We start from the raw sequence: 20918 nt of genomic DNA, 5'->3' as shown, positions 1-20918 counted from the left end.
CCGCAGTCGCACAACAAGCGCACCCCCCGAGCTCATAGGCGCACAACGGCCCAAGCGCCGTAGGCATACGCCGTTCGTGCCACAGTGCGCCACCGCAGACGGTACTGCGTGCCGAATATCGGGTATGTGCCCATTAACCCCACGAAACCGGACATGGGTGTGCTTCTGGCCTGGGAAGTGATCGGCGTGATCGACACCGAAGGCGACTGCGCCGAGTGGAGCTTTCCCGCGGAGCCGGGCGCCGTCCGAGGTGCCCGCGCCGCCGTCCGCGGCCAACTGCGCACCTGGCAGCTCGATGCCCTCGGTGATCTCACGGCCCTGCTGGTCAGCGAGTTGGTGACCAACTCCCTGCGGCACGCCACCGGACCCATCGGCGTACGCCTTGTGCGGCCCGCCGGTCTTGAGGACGTACTGCTGGTGGAGGTCTCCGACCCGCTCCCGGATCCGCCGCGCGAGCGCGTCGCCCACCCCGAGGACGAGAGCGGCCGTGGACTGCAGTTGGTCGCCCACTCCTCGCGCCGCTGGGGCACCCGGCCCGGCGAGGCGGGCAAGACGGTGTGGTTCGAGCTCGCCGTTCCGGGCTGAGCCGGCTCCGGATCCGCTCCCGATCCGCTCCAGGATCCGGTCCTTCGGACGCTGTACGGGGGCTGCTGCCCTGTCGACCGACTGGTTCAGGCCAGTGGCAGTGTTCGGCAGGCGTGATTCGACGAGGTGTTGGCTGGTTAGAAGACTGGAAGTGTTGTCGCAGCCGGGACCGAAAACCGTCGGGACCGTGCTGTGATCGTGAACACCGTGTTGTGGGGCGCCGTAGTGCTGGATACTGCGGGCAGCCGCCCCCGGTGACCGGTGCCGGACGCGGTGAGCTGGAGGGGACGGTTCGCGTGAGCGAGATACCAGCGAAGGCCACGGAGTCCGAGGACCCGTCGGACGGCGCGAGGGCGGAGGCTGCGGGTGATGCCGCGGCCGACGTGACGAGCGGGACGGCGGGCGGGACGGGCCTGTCCTCCTTCGACGGAACGCCTCACGGCGACGCCATGTGGCAGAGCAGTCCGCCCGGCTCCATCTACGACTACATCAAGGTCGCGTCCTTCTCCATCGGCCCCGACGGGCTGGTCGACCAGTGGAGTCTGCGCGCCGAGCAGCTCTTCGGGATCCCCGCCGAGCGCGCGGTCGGCATGGACCCCATCGAGGCGTTCATCGACCCCGACCTGCGGGAGCAGGGTCAGCGCAAGATGGCCGAGATCCTGGACGGGCGGGAGTGGACCGGAGTGGTCCCGTTCCGTAAGCCCGGGGCGGCCGAGGGGGAACCCGGGCGGGAGGCGCTCGCCGAGGTCTATGTGATGCCGACGCGGACGGAGGACGGCGAGAAGGCCGCCGTCTGCATCGTGGTCGACGTACGCACCCTGCGCAGCATCGAGACCGACCTGGCCGCCTCGCAGTCGATTTTCGGTCAATCTCCTTTCGGCTTCCTGCTGATCGACACCGATCTACGGGTCCGCCGCGCCAACCAGCAGTTTGCGAGCACCTTCGGCGGCACGCCCGACGACCATCGCGGCCGCGGTGTCCACGACTATCTGCAGCGGCCCGAGGCCGAGCGGGTCGCGGCCACGCTGCGCCGGGTCCTGGAGACCGGCGACTCGATCACGGACATGCACGTCACGGGCTTCGTACCCGGTTCGGAGGGTCGTCGCCACTGGTCCATCAACCTCTACCGGGTGCACAGCGGCTCCGGCCGCCCCATCGGCATCGCATGGCTCGGAACCGACATCACCTCCCGTCGCGCCGCGGCCCGCGAGGCCGCCGCCGCGCGGCGCAATCTCGCCCTTCTCAACGAGGCCGGCGCCCGCATCGGCAACTCCCTGGACCTGGAGACCACGGCCCGCGAACTCCTCGACGTCGTCGTCCCCGGCTTCTGCGACCTCGCGACGGTCGACCTCTACCAGGGCCTGCTGGCCGGCGACGAGACCCCGCCGGGCCTCGCCGACGGCAGCGCGCAGCTGCGCCGGGTCGCCTTCGCCAGCGCGGTCTCCGACGCGCCGTTCGTCGGGGGCGGCACGCCCGTCGCCGTGGGCGCCGTCCACCACTACCCCTTCAACTCACCTTGTGCGGACGCTCTGCGCACCGCCCGGACGCAGTTCGTGCCCGCCGAGGAGGGCGGCCTCGTCCAGTCCACGCTGGCCGTGCCGATGGTCGCCCACGACACCGTCGTAGGACTGGCGCAGTTCGCCCGCACCAAGGGCAGTGAGCCGTTCGGGGACCGGGACCGGGACCTCGCGGTGGAGCTGGCGGCGCGGGCGGCGGTCTGTATCGACAACGCGCGCCTCTACCGGCGTGAACACGAGCGGGCGTTGATACTGCAGCGGTCCCTGCTCCCGCCGGGCGACCCGGTGGCCTCCGGCCTGGACATCGCCTGCCGCTATCTGCCGGGCAACTCCTCCGCCGACCGCCCCAGCGAGGTCGGCGGCGACTGGTTCGACGTCATCGAACTGCCGGGCCACCGTACGGCGTTGGTGGTCGGTGACGTCATGGGCCGCGGACTGCGCGCGGCCGTGGCCATGGGCGAACTCCGTTCGGCCGTAAGAACACTTGCCCTTCTCGACCTCGAACCGGCGGAAGTGCTCAGCGCGTTGGACGAGATCGCACGGGGCCTCGGCGCACCGGGCGGCGTCCAGCAGGCCACCCGCGCGGCCCGCCGCCCCCGCGAGGCGGACCTCTCCGAGGTGTACCTCGCGACCTGCGTGTACGCCGTCTACGACTCCGTCACCCGCCGCTGCACCTTCGCCAACGCGGGCCATCTGCCGCCCGTCCTGGTCGAGCCCGGCGAGGACGCGCTGATGCTCGACGTGCCGCCGGGCATGCCGCTCGGCGTCGGCGGGGAGCCCTTCGAGGAGGTCGAGGTCGAACTCCCCGAAGGTGCGCTGCTGGCGCTCTACACGGATGGACTGGTCGAATCCCGCGACCATCCGCTGGACGAGGGCCTCCAGGCCTTCGTGGGAGCGCTGACGGATCCGACGCGGCCCCTGGAGGACGTCTGCGACCACGTCCTCAACACCCTCGACACCCATCACGGCGAGGACGACATCGCCCTGCTGATGGCCCGCGTCCAGGGTCTGCCCGCCGACTCGGTCGGCGACTGGACGCTGCCGCGGGAGCCGCGCAGCGTGGGCCGGGCCCGCGAGTACGCCCGCGGGCAGCTGCTGTCCTGGGACCTCGAACCCCTCGTCGACACAACGGAGTTGCTGGTCAGCGAGCTGGTCACCAATGCTCTGCGGTACGGCGAGGGTGAGATACGGCTGCGGCTGCTGCTCGACCGGACGCTGGTGTGTGAGGTGTGGGACTCCGGGCTTGTGCAGCCTCGGCGGCGGCGGGCGCGTGACACGGATGAAGGTGGCCGGGGGCTTCAGCTCGTCGGCCTCCTCAGCGCCGCCTGGGGATCGCGTCGTACGCCTCGTGGCAAGACGGTGTGGTTCGAACTGCCGTTGCCTGATGGGGAGACGGGGTTGGCGGATCCGGCGGAGGCGTTGTTGAGTCTGTTTTGACGGGGGTGCGCCTATTGGGGAGGGGGTGCGGTTGTCGGGCGAGTGCGGGTGCGTTGTGGTTGCTCGCGCAGTTCCCCGCGCCCCTAGAGGGCGCTGGCGCGCCCTCTTCGGGGCCGCGTGTGCGGGCCGCCGTAGCTTGCGGGTGACCCGGCTACCAGGACTCCGCCCAGGACTGCCCCTGCGGCTCCGGTCTCGTGCTCTGCCGGGCCGTCGATCGGGTTGCCGTGTATGCGTACGTCCTGCTCGGCCAGTTCGCGGGTGTGGCGGGCCAGGGTGTCGGCTGCGGGCAGGTCCGGTGGACCGTCTGTGAGCAGCCGCTCCGCCTTCGCCAGTCGGGTGCGCGCCGTGCTTCCGACTGCTCCCCGGTGTGTTGTGACGAAGGCGTCGGTGTCGGTCACGGCATTTCGGGCGACCAGCAGCGCAGCGACCGAGAGCACCCCGGCCCGCCCCGCACCCAACGGCGCCAGCCCCTGCACGATCCGCCGGAGGGCGTCGAGCGGGTCGTACGGTCCGGCGGTCAGTTCTTCCCGTACGGCGGCCAGGACCAGGTCGGCGTGTGCGGCGCGGGCGTGCAGCTCGCCGGCGGGGACGGCTCCCGTATCGGTACGGGCCGCGAGCTCCGCCTCCGCCCCGGTGAGCGCGGCCGGTACCAACCCGGCGGCGGAGGTCAGATCGGCGGCGAGCCGCTCGATGCCGGTGACGAACACCTCGGCCTGGGCTATCGCCCCCTCGGCGGCCCGCAGATGGCGTGCCGCGCCCTCGCCCTCCCCGAGGTCGGCCGACTGGCGGGCCTGGTTGAGCCGGGTCGTGGCGAACAGCAGACGGTCCTTGGCCTGTTCGACATGGCCCGTGACGGCGCCGATCGCGGCGGAGCCGTACCGCTCGCCGAGGCCGGCCGGTGTCGCCTGTGCGGCTCCGGTACGCGCGGCCAGCGCGCGGAACCGGTCCTCCGCGACCTCCAGCGCCGCCGCCAGACCGTCCGCCGTCTCCAGCGCCCGCAGACGGTCGAACCCCGCGGCCTCCGCGTCCAGCCGCCGCCCCGCCTCCTGACACCGCCCGACCATCCCGGCGAGCGCGTGCCGCCGGGAGGTCTCGTCGTCCGGGACACCGTCGTCGTACTGCTGCCGCATGCGAAAGGCGGCCGACAGCTCGGACTCGGCGTCCCGCACGGCCTGTGCGAACGGTGCCACGGCTTCGGCGCCGAGCCCCGCCTCTGCGAAGCCGAGCTCCTCCCTGCTGGTGCGTACGCAGTCGTCGGCCTCGACCAGCAACGCCCTTACCCGCTCGTCGAGTTCCGAAAGCGGCGGTTCGGCGGGCCCGGCGGGGGTCGCGGTGCCGCCGGGCGTCGTGCGCGTCCGGGCCCGTCGCGTGCGCCGCACATACCCGTACCCGGCGAGCACGACCGCCGCGCCCACCGCTACGAGCGGCAGCACCAGGTCGGCGGCCGACGTCCCGTCCTGCTCCGGCGCGGCGCTGCTCGCGACGGCCTGGTGCGCACGGGTGACGGGAACCGGCGCGTCGCTGTTGATCGTCATCCACGGCAACATCAGCCACACCACCGCGGCCAGCCCGCCCACCACGGTGTGCAGCACCCGCACACATATGTGAGAGGTGGCGCGCCGCGGCCGGCCCCGGATCAAGGATGACGTCACATTTCGGAGCGTATGAGCAGGAATGCGGCCGCGCGACCGGGGTGCGTCAGAGGTGGGGGTGGGGTGACGCAGGGGGACCGATGGCCAAGGTGGACGATGCACGAGGGGGAGCGGGGATGGACCGGACGGAGCGTGTGCACGTGGAGAGGCCCGACGCGGAAGGGCCGGTCGCCGCTACCGACGAATCCCCAGCCGCTGCTCCCCATGAACCCGCACCCGCCGACGCTCAGGAACCCCCACAGGGGCCACCCGCACCCGAGGACGAAAGTTGCACGGGTGGTGCGGGTGGGAACGAAAAGGCCGATGGCGAAGCCGAGGCCGCAAGCCACCCCTGGCGCCGCAGGATCAAACGCACCGTCCTGGCCCTGATCCTCGCCCTGCTCCTCCCCACCCTCGCCGCCGAGACCGCGCTTCGCGTGAACTACACCGGCGACCCCGCAGCCGGCACGTACACCAGGAACAAGGACGCCATCTGGCTGGGCCACGCCTGGATCGACGGCCGCAAAACGGACGCCGACGTCACCGCCCTCGCCGACCGCTTCCAGGGCACCGGCATCCGTGACGTCTACGTCCACGCAGGCCCGCTCGAACACAACGGCACCCTCCCCAAGTCGGCCTACCCCAAGGCGAGTTGGCTCATCACCACCCTGCACCGCCGAGCGCCGCGGCTCCGCGTGCAGGCCTGGCTCGGCGACGTCCTCGCGACCGAGAGCCCGACCGGGATGCGCCTGGAACGCCCCGCGACCCGGGCCGCCGTCGTCGCCTCCACCCGCCGGATCCTGGCCACCGGCTTCGACGGGGTCCACTTCGACCTGGAGCCCCTCCACTCCGGCGACCGCAACTACCTCGCCCTCCTCGACTCCCTCCACTCCGTCACCCGCGCGCACCACGCCCTGCTGTCCGTCGCCGCCCACCAGATCGACCCGCTCCCCGGGTTCCACTCCTTCTGGGGCACGGTCGCCGGACACCCGAAGTGGTGGTCGCAGAGGTTCTTCGGGCAGGTAGCGCGCCGGGTCGACCAGATCGCCGTGATGTCGTACGACACCATGCAGCCGCTGCAGAGCCTGTACGGCGGCTATGTGGCCCAGCAGACGTCACTCGCCCTGGAGGCCACCCCGAAGTCGACGGACCTGCTGATGGGCCTGCCCTTCTACCACGAGAACCGGTTCGGCCACTGGAACCATGCCGAAACCGTCCCCGCCGCCGTCCGCGGCGCCCGCCTCGGCCTGTCCCGCACGGACGCCAGCCGCGCGAACTTCGGCGTCGCCCTCTACGTCGACTTCGCGGCCACGGAGGCGGACTGGCGGGCGTACCGGGAGGGCTGGGTGGGATGACTTCCCCCGCAGCCACTCCGGTGCGACGATGATCGGCATGCACATATACCTGGTGGTGGCCGCATGGCTGGCCGTGGCGCTGCTCGCCGCGTGCGGCATCGCGGCCGTCGTGGCGGACTGGGTGCCGCGGCCTGCCCGCCGCCGGGTGGTGCGGCCCCGGCTGTGGGGCTACGGGTCACTGGTGAGCACACTCGGGCTGGGCCTGTGGATGTTTCTGGGACCGCTCATGGACGCGGGGCTGAGCCCCCTTCCCGTCATCGGGTGGTGCCTGTTCATGGGCGGGATGATCATCCAGCTCCTTGCCCAGCGCCCCGGCCGGGGCGCTACGAAGACCGCCTCCTGATCTTCGACCCCAGCCACACCAACGGGTCGTACTTGCGGTCGACCGCCCGTTCCTTCAAGGGAATCAGCGCATTGTCCGTGATCTTGATGCCCTCGGGGCACACCTCCGTGCAGCACTTGGTGATGTTGCAGTAGCCGAGGCCGTGTTCGTCCTGGGCGGTCTTCTTGCGGTCGAGTCCGCCCTCGGCGGCCGCGTCCAGCGGGTGCATGTCCAGTTCCGCGACCCGCATCAGGAAGCGCGGCCCCGCGAACGCCGGCTTGTTCTCCTCGTGGTCGCGCACCACATGGCAGGTGTCCTGGCACAGGAAGCACTCGATGCACTTGCGGAACTCCTGCGAGCGGTCCACGTCCTCCTGCATCATCCGGTACTCGCCGGCAGCCACACCCTCCGGCGGCACGAACGCGGGGACCTCGCGCGCCTTCTGGTAGTTGAAGCCGACGTCCGTGACGAGATCCCGTACGACCGGGAAGGCACGCAGGGGTGTGACGGTGATCGTCTCCTCCCGGGTGAAGACGGACATGCGGGTCATGCACATCAGGCGCGGGCGGCCGTTGATCTCGGCGGAGCACGAACCGCACTTGCCCGCCTTGCAGTTCCAGCGGACCGCCAGATCAGGGGCCTGGGTGGCCTGGAGGCGGTGGATGATGTCCAGCACCACCTCGCCGTCGTTGACTTCGACCTTGAAGTCCTCAAGGTCTCCGCCCTTGAGATCGCCCCGCCACACCTTGAAGCGGGCCTCGTAGCTGCTCACTCGTAGAGCTCCTCTTCGGCGAGGTATTTGACCAGCTCTTCCTTCTCGAAGAGAGCGAGCAGGTCGGGGCGGATGGGCTCGGTGGTCTCACGGGTGAGGTCGATCTGGCCGCGGACGGGGTCCGTGGCCGCCAACCCGCCCGTGGGGTCGGTCAGTTGGCACAGCAGGTTGATGTTGCGCCACTTGCGGTCCATCGTCGGATGGTCCTCGCGGGTGTGGCCGCCGCGGGACTCCGAGCGCTCCAGGGCCGCCCGGGCCACGCACTCGCTGACCAGCAGCATGTTCCGCAGGTCCAGCGCGAGATGCCAGCCCGGGTTGAACTGGCGGTGGCCCTCCACTCCGGCCCGACGCGCTCGTACCCGAAGATCCGCCAGCTTCTCCAGCGCCTGCTCCATCTCGCCCTCGCGGCGGATGATGCCGACGAGGTCGTTCATGGTCTGCTGGAGTTCCTGGTGGAGGGTGTACGGGTTCTCCGGCGGGCGGCCGTCGTCCGCGCCGGGGGCGGGGCCCTCGGCGGAGAAGGGGCGCAGGGCCTCCGCGGCCGCCGTGTCGACCTGGACGTCGTCGACGGCGGGGCGCCCGAAGGCCAGGGCCGCCGCGTACTCGGCCGCGTGCCAGCCCGCCCGGCGCCCGAACACCAGCAGGTCGGAGAGGGAGTTCCCGCCGAGGCGGTTGGAGCCGTGCATGCCGCCCGCGACCTCGCCGGCCGCGAACAGGCCGGGCACCCCGCGTGCCGCCGCCGTGTCCGACTCGACCGCGATACCGCCCATCACGTAGTGACAGGTCGGCCCGACCTCCATCGCCTCCGCCGTGATGTCGACGTCCGCCAGCTCCTTGAACTGGTGGTACATGGACGGCAGCCGCCGCCGGATGACCTCGGCAGGCATACGCGTCGAGACGTCGAGGAACACACCGCCGTGCGGGGAGCCGCGGCCCGCCTTGACCTCGGAGTTGATCGCGCGGGCGACCTCGTCGCGGGGGAGCAGCTCGGGGGGACGCCGGTTGTTGTCCGGGTCCTCGTACCAGCGGTCGCCCTCCTCCTCCGACTCCGCGTACTTCTCCTTGAAGACGTCGGGGATGTAGTCGAACATGAAGCGTTTTCCCTCGGAGTTGCGCAGCACTCCGCCGTCGCCGCGCACCGACTCGGTGACGAGGATGCCCTTCACCGACGGCGGCCAGACCATGCCCGTCGGATGGAACTGCACGAACTCCATGTTCAGCAGCGGCGCCCCGGCCAGCAGCGCGAGCGCGTGGCCGTCGCCCGTGTACTCCCACGAGTTCGACGTCACCTTGAAGGACTTGCCGATACCGCCCGTCGCGATGACGACGGAAGGGGCCTCCAGCACGAAGAAACGGCCGGTCTCGCGCTCGTAGGCGAAGACACCGGAGACTTGGCTTCCGTCCTTCAGGACCCGGGTGACCGTGCACTCCTGGAAGACCTTCAGCCGGGACTCGTAGTCGCCGGTCTCGCGGTGGTCCTCCTGCTGGAGCGAGACGATCTTCTGCTGGAGGGTGCGGATCAGCTCCAGGCCCGTACGGTCGCCGACGTGCGCAAGGCGCGGGTACTCGTGGCCGCCGAAGTTGCGCTGGGAGATCTTCCCTTCCTTCGTACGGTCGAAGAGGGCACCCCAGGTCTCCAGCTCCCACACCCGGTCCGGGGCCTCCTGCGCATGCAGCTCGGCCATCCGCCACTGGTTGAGGAACTTGCCGCCGCGCATCGTGTCGCGGAAGTGGACCTGCCAGTTGTCGTGCTCGTTGACATTGGCCATCGCCGCCGCGATGCCGCCCTCGGCCATCACCGTGTGCGCCTTGCCGAACAGCGACTTGCAGATCACGGCCGTACGGGCACCCCGCTCGCGCGCCTCGATGGCCGCACGCAGCCCGGCGCCGCCGGCGCCGACCACGACCACGTCCCACTCCTGGCGGTCGACCACGGACATCAGAAGGCACCCCTCATCAGAAGAATCGCGGATCGTCGAAGGCGCCCGAGGCCACCAGATAGACGTAGAAGTCGGCGAGCGCCACGCTCACCAACGACGCCCAGGCGAGCAGCATGTGACGGGCATTCAGCTTCCCGACGAACTGCCAGGCCTTGTAGCGCACGGGATGCTTGGAGAAGTGTTTGAGCTTGCCGCCGACGATGTGCCGGCAGGAGTGGCAGGAGACCGTGTACATCCAGATCAGCGTGATGTTGACCAGGAACACGACGGTGCCGAGGCCCATATGGCCCCAGTTCTCGTGGGTGTCGCGGAAGGACAGCACGGTGTCGTACGTCAGCACGCCCGCGACCAGGATCGCCGCGTAGAAGAAGTACCGGTGGATGTTCTGCAGGATCAGCGGGAAGCGGGTCTCACCGGTGTACTTCTTGTGCGGCTCGGCCACCGCACAGGCCGGGGGCGATGCCCAGAAGCCCCGGTAGTAGGCCTTGCGGTAGTAGTAGCAGGTCAGGCGGAAGCCGAGCGGGAAGATCAGGATGATGATGGCGGGGGAGATGCCCCACCAGCTCCCGAAGAGGTCGGCGTTCGGGCCGGACGGCATGGTCTTGCAGTTCTCCGCCAGACACGGCGAGTAGAACGGGGAGACATACGGCGCCGAGTAGTAGTCCGCGTTCGCGAAGGCCCGCCAGGTCGAGTACACGATGAAGGCCAGCAGTCCGGCCGCGGTGGCGGCCGGGGCCAGCCACCAACGGTCGGTGCGCAGATGCGGGGCGTCGATCGCGGCGCGCGTACCGGTCCGTACGCCGCCGCTGTTCAGATGTGGTTCCGTACCAGTGGCCAACTTGAAGACTCCGGTCGGTGTCTAGGGGCGCTCAGTGGCCGGGGCCGTGGTGGGCGCCGAGCCCTTCGTCGTCCGTGTCGATCCACAGCGAGCGGTCGTAGGGCGTGTCGGGGATGGTGACGAGTTCGGGTTTGCGGGGCGTGCCCGGACTCGACGCCGCCGCACTCAGGAGCGCGACGCTCTCCCGCAGGTGGTCGGCGTCGGCGCGGACGCGGCGCATGTCCAGCCCGCCACTGCCCAGCTGCTTCTCCAGGCGGCCCACGGACCGGAACAGGTCGTCTAGGCAGCGCTGGACTGACGTCAGGTCGTCTTGCACGGACATGACGTGACCTCACTTCCATGGGCCGTCAGGCCCCCGGTGGCAACGTTCATGCGCCTGCGAGTGTTGCGCGTCACACCTGCCGGTGGGAAGGGATGTGCAGCGATTGGCGGATTGCATGCCTCCAGTGCACGCCTGCAAGCGCTCTGTGTGCGCCGGGGGCGCACATTGCGCCGCACGGGTGGGGTTGCCCGCCGCTGCCGCCGTGTCGCCCCCGGTGGGCGAACCCTTTCCTCTTCAGTGGGGCCGTAGATCTGATCAGCTCAAAAATACCGCCAAATGTGAGCAAACCCCCACCCGTGTCACCGGCTGGAGCAGCCTCGGAGGTAGCAGAGATGTCCCACGACGGGAGATTGAGGACCAGGCCCGGCGCGGTCGCGCGTTCCGTCGCCTTCCTCGCCGCGGGTGCCCTCGTGGTGCCCGTGCTCACTGGCTGCTCCTCCGAGGACGAGGCGGGCAAGCCGGTCGCCGCGCAGGACATCGTGCCCGCCGCCCGTGATCTGGTGGCCGACGGCGGAACCCTGCACTGGGCCGTGGACGACGTACCGGAGACCCTGAACACGTTCCAGTCGGACGCCGACGCGACCACGAACCGCATCGCGCAGGCCGTCCTGCCGTCCATGTACCGACTGGACGCGACCGGGCGGCCGCAGCGCAACTCCGACTACCTGGAGTCCGCCAAGGTCGTCCAGACCGAGCCCAAGCAGGTCGTGCTCTACAAGCTGAACCAGCAGGCCGTCTGGAGCGACGGCCGTGAGATCGGCGCCGCCGACTTCGCCGCCCAGTGGCGCGCCCTGTCCGGCAAGGACAACGCGTACTGGACGGCCCGCAACGCCGGCTACGACCGCATCGAGAAGATCGAGCGCGGGGCCAACGACCTGGAGGTCAAGGTCACCTTCGCGCGGCCGTACGCCGACTGGCAGTCGCTGTTCTCGCCGCTGTACCCCAAGGACGTCATGGGGACGCCGGACTCCTTCAACGACGGGGCGCGCAGGGCGCTCAAGGTCACCGCCGGGCCCTTCGCCCTGAGCGCGGTCGACCACAAGAACGCCCAGGTCACCCTCGTCCGCAACCCGCGCTGGTGGGGTCAGCCCGCCAAGCTCGCCGAGATCGACCTGCAGGCCGTACCGCTCGACAAGCGGGCCGCCGCACTGGCCGACGGGAAGCTCGACCTGGCCGAGATCGACCCGTCAGCCGCCCAGCGCATCGACCTGGCCGGCCGGGCGGGGGGCACGGGCACGCCGCTGCAGGGCCCGGGCGCCGCGCGCCCCGCCGCGAAGGCCCTGCCCCGTGACGCCGGGGCCCTGGGCGGTTTCGAGGTCCGCAGGTCGCTGGAGCCGGTCTACACCCAGCTCGCCCTCAACGGCTCCGAGGGTCCCCTCGCGGACGAGCGCGTGCGCAGGGCAGTGGCCCGCGCCCTCGACCGCAAGGCGCTGGCCGAGGCCGTCCTCAAGCCGCTCGGGCTGCCCGCCGTGCCCGTCGGCAGCCATCTGGCACTGTCCGGGCAGGCCGCCTACGCCGACAACAGCGGATCGCTCGGCGGCCAGGACACCGCGGAGGCGCAGGCGCTGCTCACGGACGCCGGGTGGGTGCGCGGCGGTCCGGTCAAGGAGCAGAAGAAGGAGCAGAAGGAGAAGGGCGAGAAGGCCGCCGGGTCCGAGGGCCGCGGCGCCGACGAGTCCGAGGGCGGGGACGACGGGACGTACATCGTCGGCGAGGACAACAGCGGCGGCGACAGCAAGAGCGGACACCACAAGGACCCCAAGGACCACACGAAGAAGCAGGACAAGGTCACGGACGGCAAGCAGTACGCCGGAGCGCGGCCGCAGCAGGGCGGCGCGCCCGGCGCCTATGCCCCCAAGGGCACCGCGGCCCCGGCCGGCGCCGCGTCCGGGATGCTGGCCAAGAACGGCAAGCCGCTCACCCTCCGCTTCGTGCTCCCGTCGGGACCCGGCTCGGAAGCCCTGCGCACCGTGGCCGACGGGATCAGCCGCATGCTGCAGCGGGTCGGCATCAGCACCCGGATCACGAAGGTCTCCGACGAGAGCTACTTCAAGGACCACATCGCGTCCGGACAGTTCGACCTCGCCCTGTACTCCTGGCCCGCCACCGCCTTCCCCGCCACCGACGCCCGGCCCATCTACGCCAAGCCGGTTCCTGCCGCCGACGGCTCCCTCGACGTCGAGCAGAACTACACCCGCGTCGGTACCGACCAGGTCGACCATCTCTTCGACCAGGCCGCGGCCACCCTGGACGGTGACGAGAATCTCTCCCTGATCCGCAAGGCCGACTCCCGTATCTGGGCGGCGGCCGGCTCCATCCCGCTGTACCAGCGTCCCCAGCTCATGGCCGCGAGGAAGAACCTGGTGAACGCCGGGTCCTTCGGCTTCCAGACCCCGCTCTACCAGGACATGGGCTTCCTGAAGAAAGGTGCGAAGCCCTCCGCGAGCCCGTCCGGAGACTGAGCCGAGCCCGTCCGGCAACTGGGCCACGTGGCCCTGAGGAGGCCGTCTCCCTCAGGGCCACGTAACATGGGGTGAGGCCGTGGCATGTCAAGCCCGGCAGGGTCCGCGTAACACAGACGTACGCGCAGGCCTTCCTCACTCTCCGGGAGTACGCCGCAATATGGCCACGCGCCACGACATCCGCAACGTCGCCATCGTCGCCCACGTCGACCACGGGAAGACGACCCTCGTCGACGCCATGCTGAAGCAGGCCGGTGCCTTCGCCGCGCACGCCGCCGAATCGCTCGACGACCGCATGATGGACTCGAACGACCTGGAGCGTGAGAAGGGCATCACGATCCTGGCCAAGAACACGGCCGTGAAGTACCACCCGAAGGATGGCGGCGACGTCATCACCATCAACATCATCGACACCCCCGGCCACGCCGACTTCGGCGGCGAGGTCGAGCGTGGTCTGTCGATGGTGGACGCGGTGGTCCTGCTCGTCGACGCGTCCGAGGGCCCGCTGCCCCAGACCCGCTTCGTGCTGCGCAAGGCGCTGCAGGCCCGGCTGCCCGTCATCCTGTGCATCAACAAGACGGACCGCCCCGACTCGCGCATCGACGAGGTCGTCAACGAGGCCTACGACCTCTTCCTCGACCTCGACGCCGACGAGGACCAGATCGAGTTCCCCATCGTCTACGCGTGTGCGCGTGACGGTGTCGCCTCGCTGACCAAGCCGGAGGACGGCACCGTCCCGTCCGACAGCACCAACCTGGAGCCGTTCTTCTCCACGATCCTGTCGCACGTCCCGGCCCCGGAGTACGACGAGACGGCCCCGCTCCAGGCGCACGTCACCAACCTGGACGCCGACAACTTCCTCGGCCGTATCGCGCTGCTCCGCGTCGAGCAGGGCGAGCTGCGCAAGGGCCAGACCGTCACCTGGATCAAGCGTGACGGCACGATGTCCAACGTGCGCATCACCGAGCTGCTGATGACCGAGGCGCTCACCCGCAAGCCCGCCGAGGTGGCCGGCCCGGGCGACATCTGTGCCGTCGCCGGTATCTCGGACATCATGATCGGCGAGACCCTCGCCGACCCCGAGAACCCGATCCCGCTGCCGCTGATCACGGTCGACGAGCCGGCGATCTCGATGACCATCGGTACCAACACCTCGCCGCTGGTCGGCCGTGGCGGTACCGGCAAGGGCGCCGACAACAAGGCCGCGGTCAAGGACCGCAAGGTCACCGCCCGCCAGGTCAAGGACCGTCTCGACCGCGAGCTGATCGGTAACGTCTCCCTCCGTGTGCTCGACACCGAGCGTCCGGACGCCTGGGAGGTCCAGGGCCGTGGTGAGCTGGCGCTCGCCATCCTGGTCGAGCAGATGCGCCGCGAGGGCTTCGAGCTGACCATCGGCAAGCCGCAGGTCGTCACGAAGCAGGTCGACGGCAAGACGTACGAGCCGGTCGAGCGCATGACGATCGACGTGCCCGAGGAGCACATGGGCGCGGTCACCCAGCTCATGGGCGTCCGCAAGGGCCGGATGGACAACATGTCCAACCATGGCTCGGGCTGGGTCCGCATGGAGTTCGTGGTGCCGTCCCGCGGTCTCATCGGCTTCCGTACCGAGTTCCTGACGCAGACGCGCGGCACGGGTATCGGGCACTCCATCCACGAGGGCCACGAGCCCTGGTTCGGCGCCCTGCAGACCCGTAACAACGGCTCGCTGGTCGCCGACCGCTCCGGTGCCGTCACCGCCTTCGCGATGACGAACCTCCAGGAGCGCGGCGTGCTCTTCACCGACCCCGGCACCGAGGTGTACGAGGGCATGATCGTCGGCGAGAACTCGCGCTCCGACGACATGGACGTGAACATCACCAAGGAGAAGAAGCTCACGAACATGCGGTCCTCCTCGGCCGACACGTTCGAGGCGATCGTCCCGCCGCGCAAGCTCTCGCTGGAGCAGTCGCTGGAGTTCTGCCGCGACGACGAGTGCGTGGAGGTCACCCCGGAGGCGGTTCGCATCCGCAAGGTGAACCTGGACGCCCGCGAGCGCGCCCGCGCCGCGAGCCGCGCCAAGCACGGCTGACAACAGGCCACTTGAAGCCCGGTTGCCCCCATCCTGGGGGCAACCGGGCTTTTTGCAGCCCGTTTTCAGCCGCCGTATGTCCGAAATGCGGATCCGTGCGCCCGATACCCATGTAACACGTCCGTTTCGCGGCCTTCTCCTCCCGAACACTTTGTCCGAGTCTGGGAAGATGTAGGCGCCAGCTGTGACTGAATTGAGATTTAAAGACGGTGGTCGGGCCTCTGGCTCATGGCAGATAGTTAGCCGCGTAGCGCTCGGGTCAATGGGTCATCGCGCCGTGGGGACGGCGCCGACTCACGAGCACCAGGGGATGTTTGACCCTCCGTCAGGGGTGTCGGAGGGTGCTCGTGCATCCCCTCCTGTCGGTGAACGCGTGGAGTCACGTGGAGTCATGAGGAGGAATCCCATGCACGGTGTCACGAATGCAAAGTGGTTCGGCTCGTCGCTGCCAGCAGTGTGATCAGGTCCTGCAACTACGCGCGTTCCACTGGGAGTTCGCGCGTTCTCGCAGTACCCGGGAACCCCTCACACCCACACCTGTGAAATGGGCACACTGTGACAAGTCCTATCGACGTCGAGGGCGGCGGTACGTCGGTCGCGGTCGACGACGCACCACAGTCTCAGGCGACATCCGAGGCCAAGGCTCTGGAGGGCCGCTCTCCCGGCCAGTTGATGTGGATCCGCTTCAAGCGCGACCGCACCGGCGTGATCTCGGCCTTTGTCGTGGCCTTCTTCTTCCTGATCGCGCTGGCCGCCCCGCTGATCGCGAAGCTGTACGGCAAGAACCCGTACACCGTGTACGCGGACGTGCGACCGGAACTCTTCGACAGCGCGGGCGTGCCGATCAAGCCCAACGGCGGTATCAGCAGCGAGTTCTGGTTCGGCCTCGAACCGGGCAACGGCTACGACGTGTTCACCAAGCTGCTCTACGGCATCCGCACCTCGCTGATGATCTCCGTGGCGGTCACGATCGCGGCAGTCCTCACCGGCATCCTGCTCGGCGTGTCGGCCGGCTATCTCGGCGGCAGGGCCGACTACTTCATCAGCCGGGTCATCGACTTCCTCCTCGCCTTCCCGGCCCAGCTGTTCTTCATCGCCAGCATGCCGGTCGTGGTCTCGCTCTTCGTCAGCCCGCGCGACGAGACACCGGTCTACGTCCGGGTGGTCGCCCTCATCCTGGTGCAGTGGTTCCTCGGCTGGATGAGCCTGGGACGGGTGCTGCGCGGCACCACACTTGCCCTGCGGGAACGGGAGTTCATCGAGGCGGCCCGGGTCAGCGGGGCCCCGCCCTGGCGGATCATCCGCAGGGAGATCCTGCCGAACGTGGTCACGCCGATCCTCGTGCAGGGCACCTATCTGCTGCCCAACTTCGTGACCGCCGAGGCCGGTCTGTCCTTCCTCGGTGTGGGCATCGTCGAACCGACGCCGGACTGGGGGCAGATGTTCTCCAAGGCGTCCACCGAACTCGTGATGCAGAACGACATCACCTACATGTTCTTCCCCGGCATCTCGATGATCATCTTCATCGTGGCCTTCAACCTGCTCGGGGACTCGGTCAGGGACGCCTTCGACCCCAAGACGGCGCGCTGACCGACAAGTTGGGGGCGTCCTCGCCCGGATGGCACATGGCAAGCACATGGCACTTCCTTCGCACTGGTGACACACAGATGGGTGGAAACTGAGTGATGAGCAAGGGCGGACGCCACGCATACGCCGCAGCCTCGGTGCTCGCGGCCGGGGCACTCGTGCTGACCGGTTGCAGCAAGGGCGGCAGCGACACGGGCGACAACAAGAAGCAGGACAAGGAGAACGCCCAGCGGCAGCAGGCGTCCATCAAGTTCGGCGACGCCGCCGACTCCCAGGGGCCGGCGCCCGCGGTACCGGGCGCCAAGAGCGGCGGCACCGTCAGCGTGCCGGCCCGCGACAGCATCGCCCACCTGGACCCGGGCCAGATCTATGTCTCCAACGAGAGCCAGATCGCGCAGCTCTACCACAGAGGACTCACCGGCTTCAAAGCCACCAGCAACGACGGCACCAAGCACGAGGTCGTCGGTGACCTCGCCACCGATGCCGGCACCACCACGGACGGCGGCAAGACCTGGAAGTACACGCTCAAGGACGGCATCAAGTTCGAGGACGGTACGCCGATCACGTCCAAGGACGTCCGCCAGACCTTCGAGCGGCTCTTCGCGTCCTTCATTAACACCGGCCCGACGTACATCCAGCAGTGGATGGCCAACACCCCGGGCGCCGACTACCGCAAGCTGCTGCCGGACGGCCCGTACAAGGGCAAGCACCTGCCGAACACCGTCCTGGAGACGCCCGACGCGAAGACCATTGTCTTCCACTTCAAGACGGCGCACGCCGATCTGCCGTACGCCCTGGGCATGGTGGGCTACTCGGTCGTCTCCCAGAAGGGCGACACCAAGGAGAAGTACGACAAGAAGCCGGTGACGACCGGTCCGTACAAGATCGAGTCCTTCAAGTCCGGCAAGTCGATGGTGCTCGTCAAGAACCCCAACTGGGACCCGAAGACGGACCCGCTGCGGCATCAGTACGTCGACCAGTTCAACGTCACGTTCAACCAGCAGTACGAGGACTCCACCAAGGCGCTCCTCGCGGACAGCGGCAGCGACCAGACCGCCGTCAGCTTCCAGAACTCGGTCGACGCGGGCAACCTGTCCAAGGTGCTCAGCGACCCGAAGATGAAGTCCCGTACGGTCAAGGGCTATCAGCCGTTCGTCGGCCAGATGAACATCAACCTGAGCCACCCGGCGATGAAGGACAAGAAGGTCCGCGAGGCCATCGCCTACGCGCTGCCCGTCTCGCCGTTCCAGCGCGCCTACGGCGGCGCCGACGCGATGGAGATCCCGGGCGGCATCATCAGCCCGACCGTCAGCGGCTACGACCCGAGCTTCGACCCGTGGGGCAAGAAGGAGAAGCCCGCCGGTGACGCGGCCAAGGCCAAGAAGCTGCTCCAGGAGGCCGGCAAGGTCGGTATGAAGCTGACCTTCGGCTACATCAACTCGCAGGAGGGCCAGGCCTATTCGACCGCCATGGCGGCGGGCCTGAAGCAGGCCGGCTTCGACGTCCAGCGCCAGGAGATCCCGGCCGAGTCGTACTACGACCAGGTCAGCAAGATCAAGAACAACTACGACATCTTCAACACCAACTGGGGCGCCGACTGGCCGTCCGCCTCGACCGTGATCCCGCCGACGTTCGACGGCCGAGTGATCGCCGACGGTGCGTCCAACTACTCGCAGATCAACGACCCGAAGGTCAACAGCGAGATCGACCGCATCAACCAGATCACCGACCCGGTCAAGGCCGCGGCCGAGTGGGAGAAGCTCGACAAGTACATCGTGAAGGACGTCATCAACATCGTCCCGACCGGCTACTTCAAGCAGGTCCAGATCGCCGGTTCCAAGATCGGCGGCCTCGCCTACGACGACGTCATCGCCGGCATCGACCCGCGTCGTCTGTACGTCAAGTAACCCCCGCCCGACCGGTGTCCGGCGCCTCCCTCCGCTTCGCCGCGGGGCGCGCCGGGCACCGCCCGGTCCGCTGACGCCTGAGAGCTGCCACTGCCATGCTGCGCTTCCTCGTCCGCCGGTCGCTCGGCGCCCTCGTCATCCTCTTCCTGCTGAGTGTCGTCACGTTCCTGCTGTTCTTCGGGATGCCTCGGGACCCGGCGCTGCTGATGTGCGGCAAGCAGTGCACGCCGGCCAACCTCGCCAACATCCACCATGTGCTCGGCCTCGACAAGTCGGTCCCCGAGCAGTACGGGATCTTCCTGCACAACCTGCTCTTCGGCAGCAGCCAGTTCACCCAAGGCCCGTGCCCCGCGCCCTGCTTCGGGTACTCGTACCACACCAACGAGCAGGTCTGGGGCACCCTGATGGACCGGCTGCCCACCACCCTCTCGCTCACCCTCGGCGGGGCGGTCTGCTTCCTGATCCTCGGCCTCGGCACCGGTCTGATCGCCGCCTGGAAGCGCGGCACGCTGATCGACAAGACGTTCACGGCCGGGGCGATGGTGATCAGCTCGATGCAGATCTACTTCCTGGGCCCACTGGCCCTGGCAGTCCTCGTGTACCAGAGCCACCTCTTCGACAAGCCGGCGTACAACGACTTCACGGCCGGTCCGGTCAGTTGGTTCACCGGCCTGATCATCCCCTGGGTGGTCCTGTCCACGATCTTCGCTTCGCAGTACACCCGTATGGCGCGCTCGTCGATGATCGAGCAGCTCCAGGAGGAGCACGTGCGCACCGCCCGTGCGAAGGGCATGTCCCGCCGGTACGTCTTCTTCCGCTACGCCTGGCGCGGTTCGCTGATCCCCATCGTCACCATCTTCGGCATCGACCTGGGCTCGCTGCTGGGCGGCGCCATCATCACCGAGTACACCTTCGGTCTGCCTGGCCTGGGCCGCCTCGCCGTGGAGTCGGTCTTCTTCAGCGACCTGCCGCTGCTGCTGGGCGTGATGCTGTTCTCCGCCACCATGATCCTGCTCTGCAACATCGTCGTCGACGCCGCGTACGCCTATATCGACCCGCGCGTGCGGCTGGCCTAGGCCGGGTATGAGGAGTAAGCCGTGACCACTGTGACCAAGGCAGCCGGGGATCCCGTACCGGCGGACGCGGGCGCCTTCCTCTCGGTGCGGGACCTGCATGTCAGCTTCAGGACCGAGGACGGCGTGGTGAGGGCCGTCGACGGGCTCTCCTTCGACCTGGAGCGCGGCAGGACGCTGGGCATCGTGGGCGAGTCGGGCTCCGGCAAGTCCGTCACCAACCTGACGATCCTCGGCCTGCACAATCCGCAGTTCACCACCGTAGAGGGCGAAATCCTCCTGGAAGGCCAGGAGTTGACGACCGCCCGGGAGTCGGAGCTGGAGAAGCTGCGCGGCAACAAGGCCGCCATGATCTTCCAGGACCCGCTGACGGCCCTGTCCCCGTACTACACGGTGGGCCGGCAGATCGCCGAGCCGTTCATGAAGCACACCGGGGCCTCGAAGAAGGCGGCCTGGGCGCGTGCGGTGGAGATGCTCGGAAAGGTCGGCATCCCCAACCCCAGGGAACGGGCGAAGGACTACCCCCACCAGTTCTCCGGCGGTATGCGCCAGCGCGCGATGATCGCGATGGCGCTGATCTGCGACCCGGATCTACTGATCGCCGACGAACCGACGACGGCACTGGACGTGACCGTCCAGGCTCAGATCCTCGACCTGCTGAAGTCGCTGCAGCAGGAGTTCGGCTCGGCGATCATCTTCATCACGCACGACCTGGGCGTGATCGCGGACATGGCCGACGACATCATGGTGATGTACGCGGGCGGTGCGGTGGAGCGGGGCACGACGAGGGAGGTCCTGCGGTCCCCTCAACACCCGTACACCTGGGGTTTGTTGAATTCCATGCCGCGCCTGGACTCGGACCTGTCGGCTCCGCTCGCCCCGATCCCCGGAACCCCGCCGTCTCTGTTGAACCCCCCGTCCGGTTGCCGCTTCCACCCCCGCTGCACGTTCCAGGACCGGGTGGGCGGCACTCGCTGCATCACCGAACGCCCGCTTCTCGCCCCCGACCGAGCCTCCGCGTGCCACCTCACGGCGGAGCAGAAACACACCATCTTTGTCGAAGAGATCAAGCCCCGGCTGGGCTAGGCCCGGGCTAGGAGGA

Annotated in this window: 15 protein-coding genes; 10 read left to right on the top strand and 5 right to left on the bottom strand. The window is 68.9% G+C overall.

The features are described 5' to 3' along the window. Positions 1-153: 153 nt before the first annotated feature. Both P2Q00_RS32585 and P2Q00_RS32580 read left to right on the top strand, forming a co-directional pair. The gene (locus tag P2Q00_RS32585; RefSeq protein WP_275777026.1) at positions 154-585 is read left to right on the top strand and encodes an ATP-binding protein; all 432 of its coding nucleotides are present in this window, start codon (positions 154-156) and stop codon (positions 583-585) included. Positions 586-881: 296 nt separating this feature from the next. Next, positions 882-3539 (top strand): SpoIIE family protein phosphatase, encoded by a 2658-nt coding sequence (locus tag P2Q00_RS32580; protein ID WP_275777025.1) that lies wholly within the window; start codon positions 882-884, stop codon positions 3537-3539. Positions 3540-3622: 83 nt separating this feature from the next. Here P2Q00_RS32580 and P2Q00_RS32575 read toward each other — a convergent pair whose 3' ends face one another. Next, positions 3623-5191, bottom strand: a complete 1569-nt coding sequence (locus P2Q00_RS32575; RefSeq protein ID WP_425579638.1) for a hypothetical protein — start codon at positions 5189-5191, stop codon at positions 3623-3625. 116 nt (positions 5192-5307) lie between these two features. Here P2Q00_RS32575 and P2Q00_RS32570 point away from each other — a divergent pair, with 116 nt between their 5' ends. Both P2Q00_RS32570 and P2Q00_RS32565 read left to right on the top strand, forming a co-directional pair. Beyond that, a complete protein-coding gene (locus P2Q00_RS32570) occupies positions 5308-6525 on the top strand; it encodes a glycoside hydrolase family 18 protein (RefSeq protein ID WP_275777024.1) in 1218 nt (405 codons plus the stop codon). Between the two features lie 37 nt (positions 6526-6562). Next, positions 6563-6868, top strand: a complete 306-nt coding sequence (locus tag P2Q00_RS32565; protein ID WP_275777022.1) for a hypothetical protein — start codon at positions 6563-6565, stop codon at positions 6866-6868. Here the strand turns inward: P2Q00_RS32565 and P2Q00_RS32560 are convergent. From P2Q00_RS32560 to P2Q00_RS32545, 4 genes are read right to left on the bottom strand one after another with little or no spacing between them, the layout of a single operon-like run. Next, complete coding sequence (locus P2Q00_RS32560) at positions 6849-7619, bottom strand: succinate dehydrogenase/fumarate reductase iron-sulfur subunit (protein ID WP_275777020.1); 771 nt, start codon at positions 7617-7619, stop codon at positions 6849-6851. The two genes, P2Q00_RS32565 and P2Q00_RS32560, sit on opposite strands and share 20 nt — an antisense overlap. Continuing rightward, on the bottom strand, positions 7616-9559 hold the full coding sequence (locus P2Q00_RS32555) for a fumarate reductase/succinate dehydrogenase flavoprotein subunit (protein ID WP_275777018.1): 1944 nt from the start codon (positions 9557-9559) through the stop codon (positions 7616-7618). The genes P2Q00_RS32560 and P2Q00_RS32555 overlap by 4 nt, the downstream gene beginning before the upstream one ends. Positions 9560-9575: 16 nt before the next feature. Continuing rightward, a complete protein-coding gene (gene sdhC, locus P2Q00_RS32550; RefSeq protein ID WP_275777016.1) occupies positions 9576-10397 on the bottom strand; it encodes a succinate dehydrogenase subunit SdhC in 822 nt (273 codons plus the stop codon). 31 nt (positions 10398-10428) lie between these two features. Continuing rightward, positions 10429-10719: an Rv0250c family protein gene (locus P2Q00_RS32545; RefSeq protein WP_275777015.1), complete on the bottom strand. Its 291-nt coding sequence runs from the start codon at positions 10717-10719 to the stop codon at positions 10429-10431. 332 nt (positions 10720-11051) lie between these two features. Between P2Q00_RS32545 and P2Q00_RS32540 the strand changes: the two genes are divergently transcribed. The 6 genes from P2Q00_RS32540 (at position 11052) to P2Q00_RS32515 (ending at position 20902) form a co-directional block, all read left to right on the top strand. After that, entirely contained in the window at positions 11052-13181 is a 2130-nt protein-coding gene (locus P2Q00_RS32540) for an ABC transporter family substrate-binding protein (protein WP_275777014.1), read from the top strand. A 160-nt stretch (positions 13182-13341) separates the two neighbouring features. Further along, the gene (gene typA / locus P2Q00_RS32535) at positions 13342-15249 is read left to right on the top strand and encodes a translational GTPase TypA (RefSeq protein WP_275777012.1); all 1908 of its coding nucleotides are present in this window, start codon (positions 13342-13344) and stop codon (positions 15247-15249) included. A gap of 555 nt (positions 15250-15804) precedes the next feature. Then, positions 15805-16839 carry an ABC transporter permease gene (locus P2Q00_RS32530; RefSeq protein WP_275777010.1) on the top strand — a complete coding sequence of 345 codons (1035 nt, stop codon included), beginning with the start codon at positions 15805-15807 and terminating at the stop codon, positions 16837-16839. Between the two features lie 95 nt (positions 16840-16934). Then, positions 16935-18743, top strand: coding sequence for an ABC transporter substrate-binding protein (locus P2Q00_RS32525; protein ID WP_275777009.1), 1809 nt, complete (start codon positions 16935-16937; stop codon positions 18741-18743). Between the two features lie 95 nt (positions 18744-18838). Further along, the gene (locus P2Q00_RS32520) at positions 18839-19819 is read left to right on the top strand and encodes an ABC transporter permease (RefSeq protein WP_275777008.1); all 981 of its coding nucleotides are present in this window, start codon (positions 18839-18841) and stop codon (positions 19817-19819) included. 21 nt (positions 19820-19840) lie between these two features. Next, entirely contained in the window at positions 19841-20902 is a 1062-nt protein-coding gene (locus P2Q00_RS32515) for an ABC transporter ATP-binding protein (protein ID WP_275777006.1), read from the top strand. Positions 20903-20918 lie beyond the last annotated feature (16 nt).

It is taken from the genome of Streptomyces coacervatus, assembly GCF_029223485.1.
Lineage (GTDB): Bacteria > Actinomycetota > Actinomycetes > Streptomycetales > Streptomycetaceae > Streptomyces > Streptomyces coacervatus.
This window is presented reverse-complemented; position numbering and strand designations above follow the sequence as displayed.

What these genes read in the sequence shown, in the direction of transcription:
- P2Q00_RS32585 (WP_275777026.1), top strand. Translation starts at nt 154, where the DNA reads ATGGGTGTGCTTCTGGCCTGGGAAGTGATCGGCGTGATCGACACCGAA.
- P2Q00_RS32570 (WP_275777024.1), top strand. Translation starts at nt 5,308, where the DNA reads ATGGACCGGACGGAGCGTGTGCACGTGGAGAGGCCCGACGCGGAAGGG.
- P2Q00_RS32565 (WP_275777022.1), top strand. Translation starts at nt 6,563, where the DNA reads ATGCACATATACCTGGTGGTGGCCGCATGGCTGGCCGTGGCGCTGCTC.
- P2Q00_RS32555 (WP_275777018.1), bottom strand. Translation starts at nt 9,559, where the DNA reads ATGTCCGTGGTCGACCGCCAGGAGTGGGACGTGGTCGTGGTCGGCGCC.
- P2Q00_RS32545 (WP_275777015.1), bottom strand. Translation starts at nt 10,719, where the DNA reads ATGTCCGTGCAAGACGACCTGACGTCAGTCCAGCGCTGCCTAGACGAC.
- P2Q00_RS32540 (WP_275777014.1), top strand. Translation starts at nt 11,052, where the DNA reads ATGTCCCACGACGGGAGATTGAGGACCAGGCCCGGCGCGGTCGCGCGT.
- typA (WP_275777012.1), top strand. Translation starts at nt 13,342, where the DNA reads ATGGCCACGCGCCACGACATCCGCAACGTCGCCATCGTCGCCCACGTC.
- P2Q00_RS32525 (WP_275777009.1), top strand. Translation starts at nt 16,935, where the DNA reads ATGAGCAAGGGCGGACGCCACGCATACGCCGCAGCCTCGGTGCTCGCG.
- P2Q00_RS32520 (WP_275777008.1), top strand. Translation starts at nt 18,839, where the DNA reads ATGCTGCGCTTCCTCGTCCGCCGGTCGCTCGGCGCCCTCGTCATCCTC.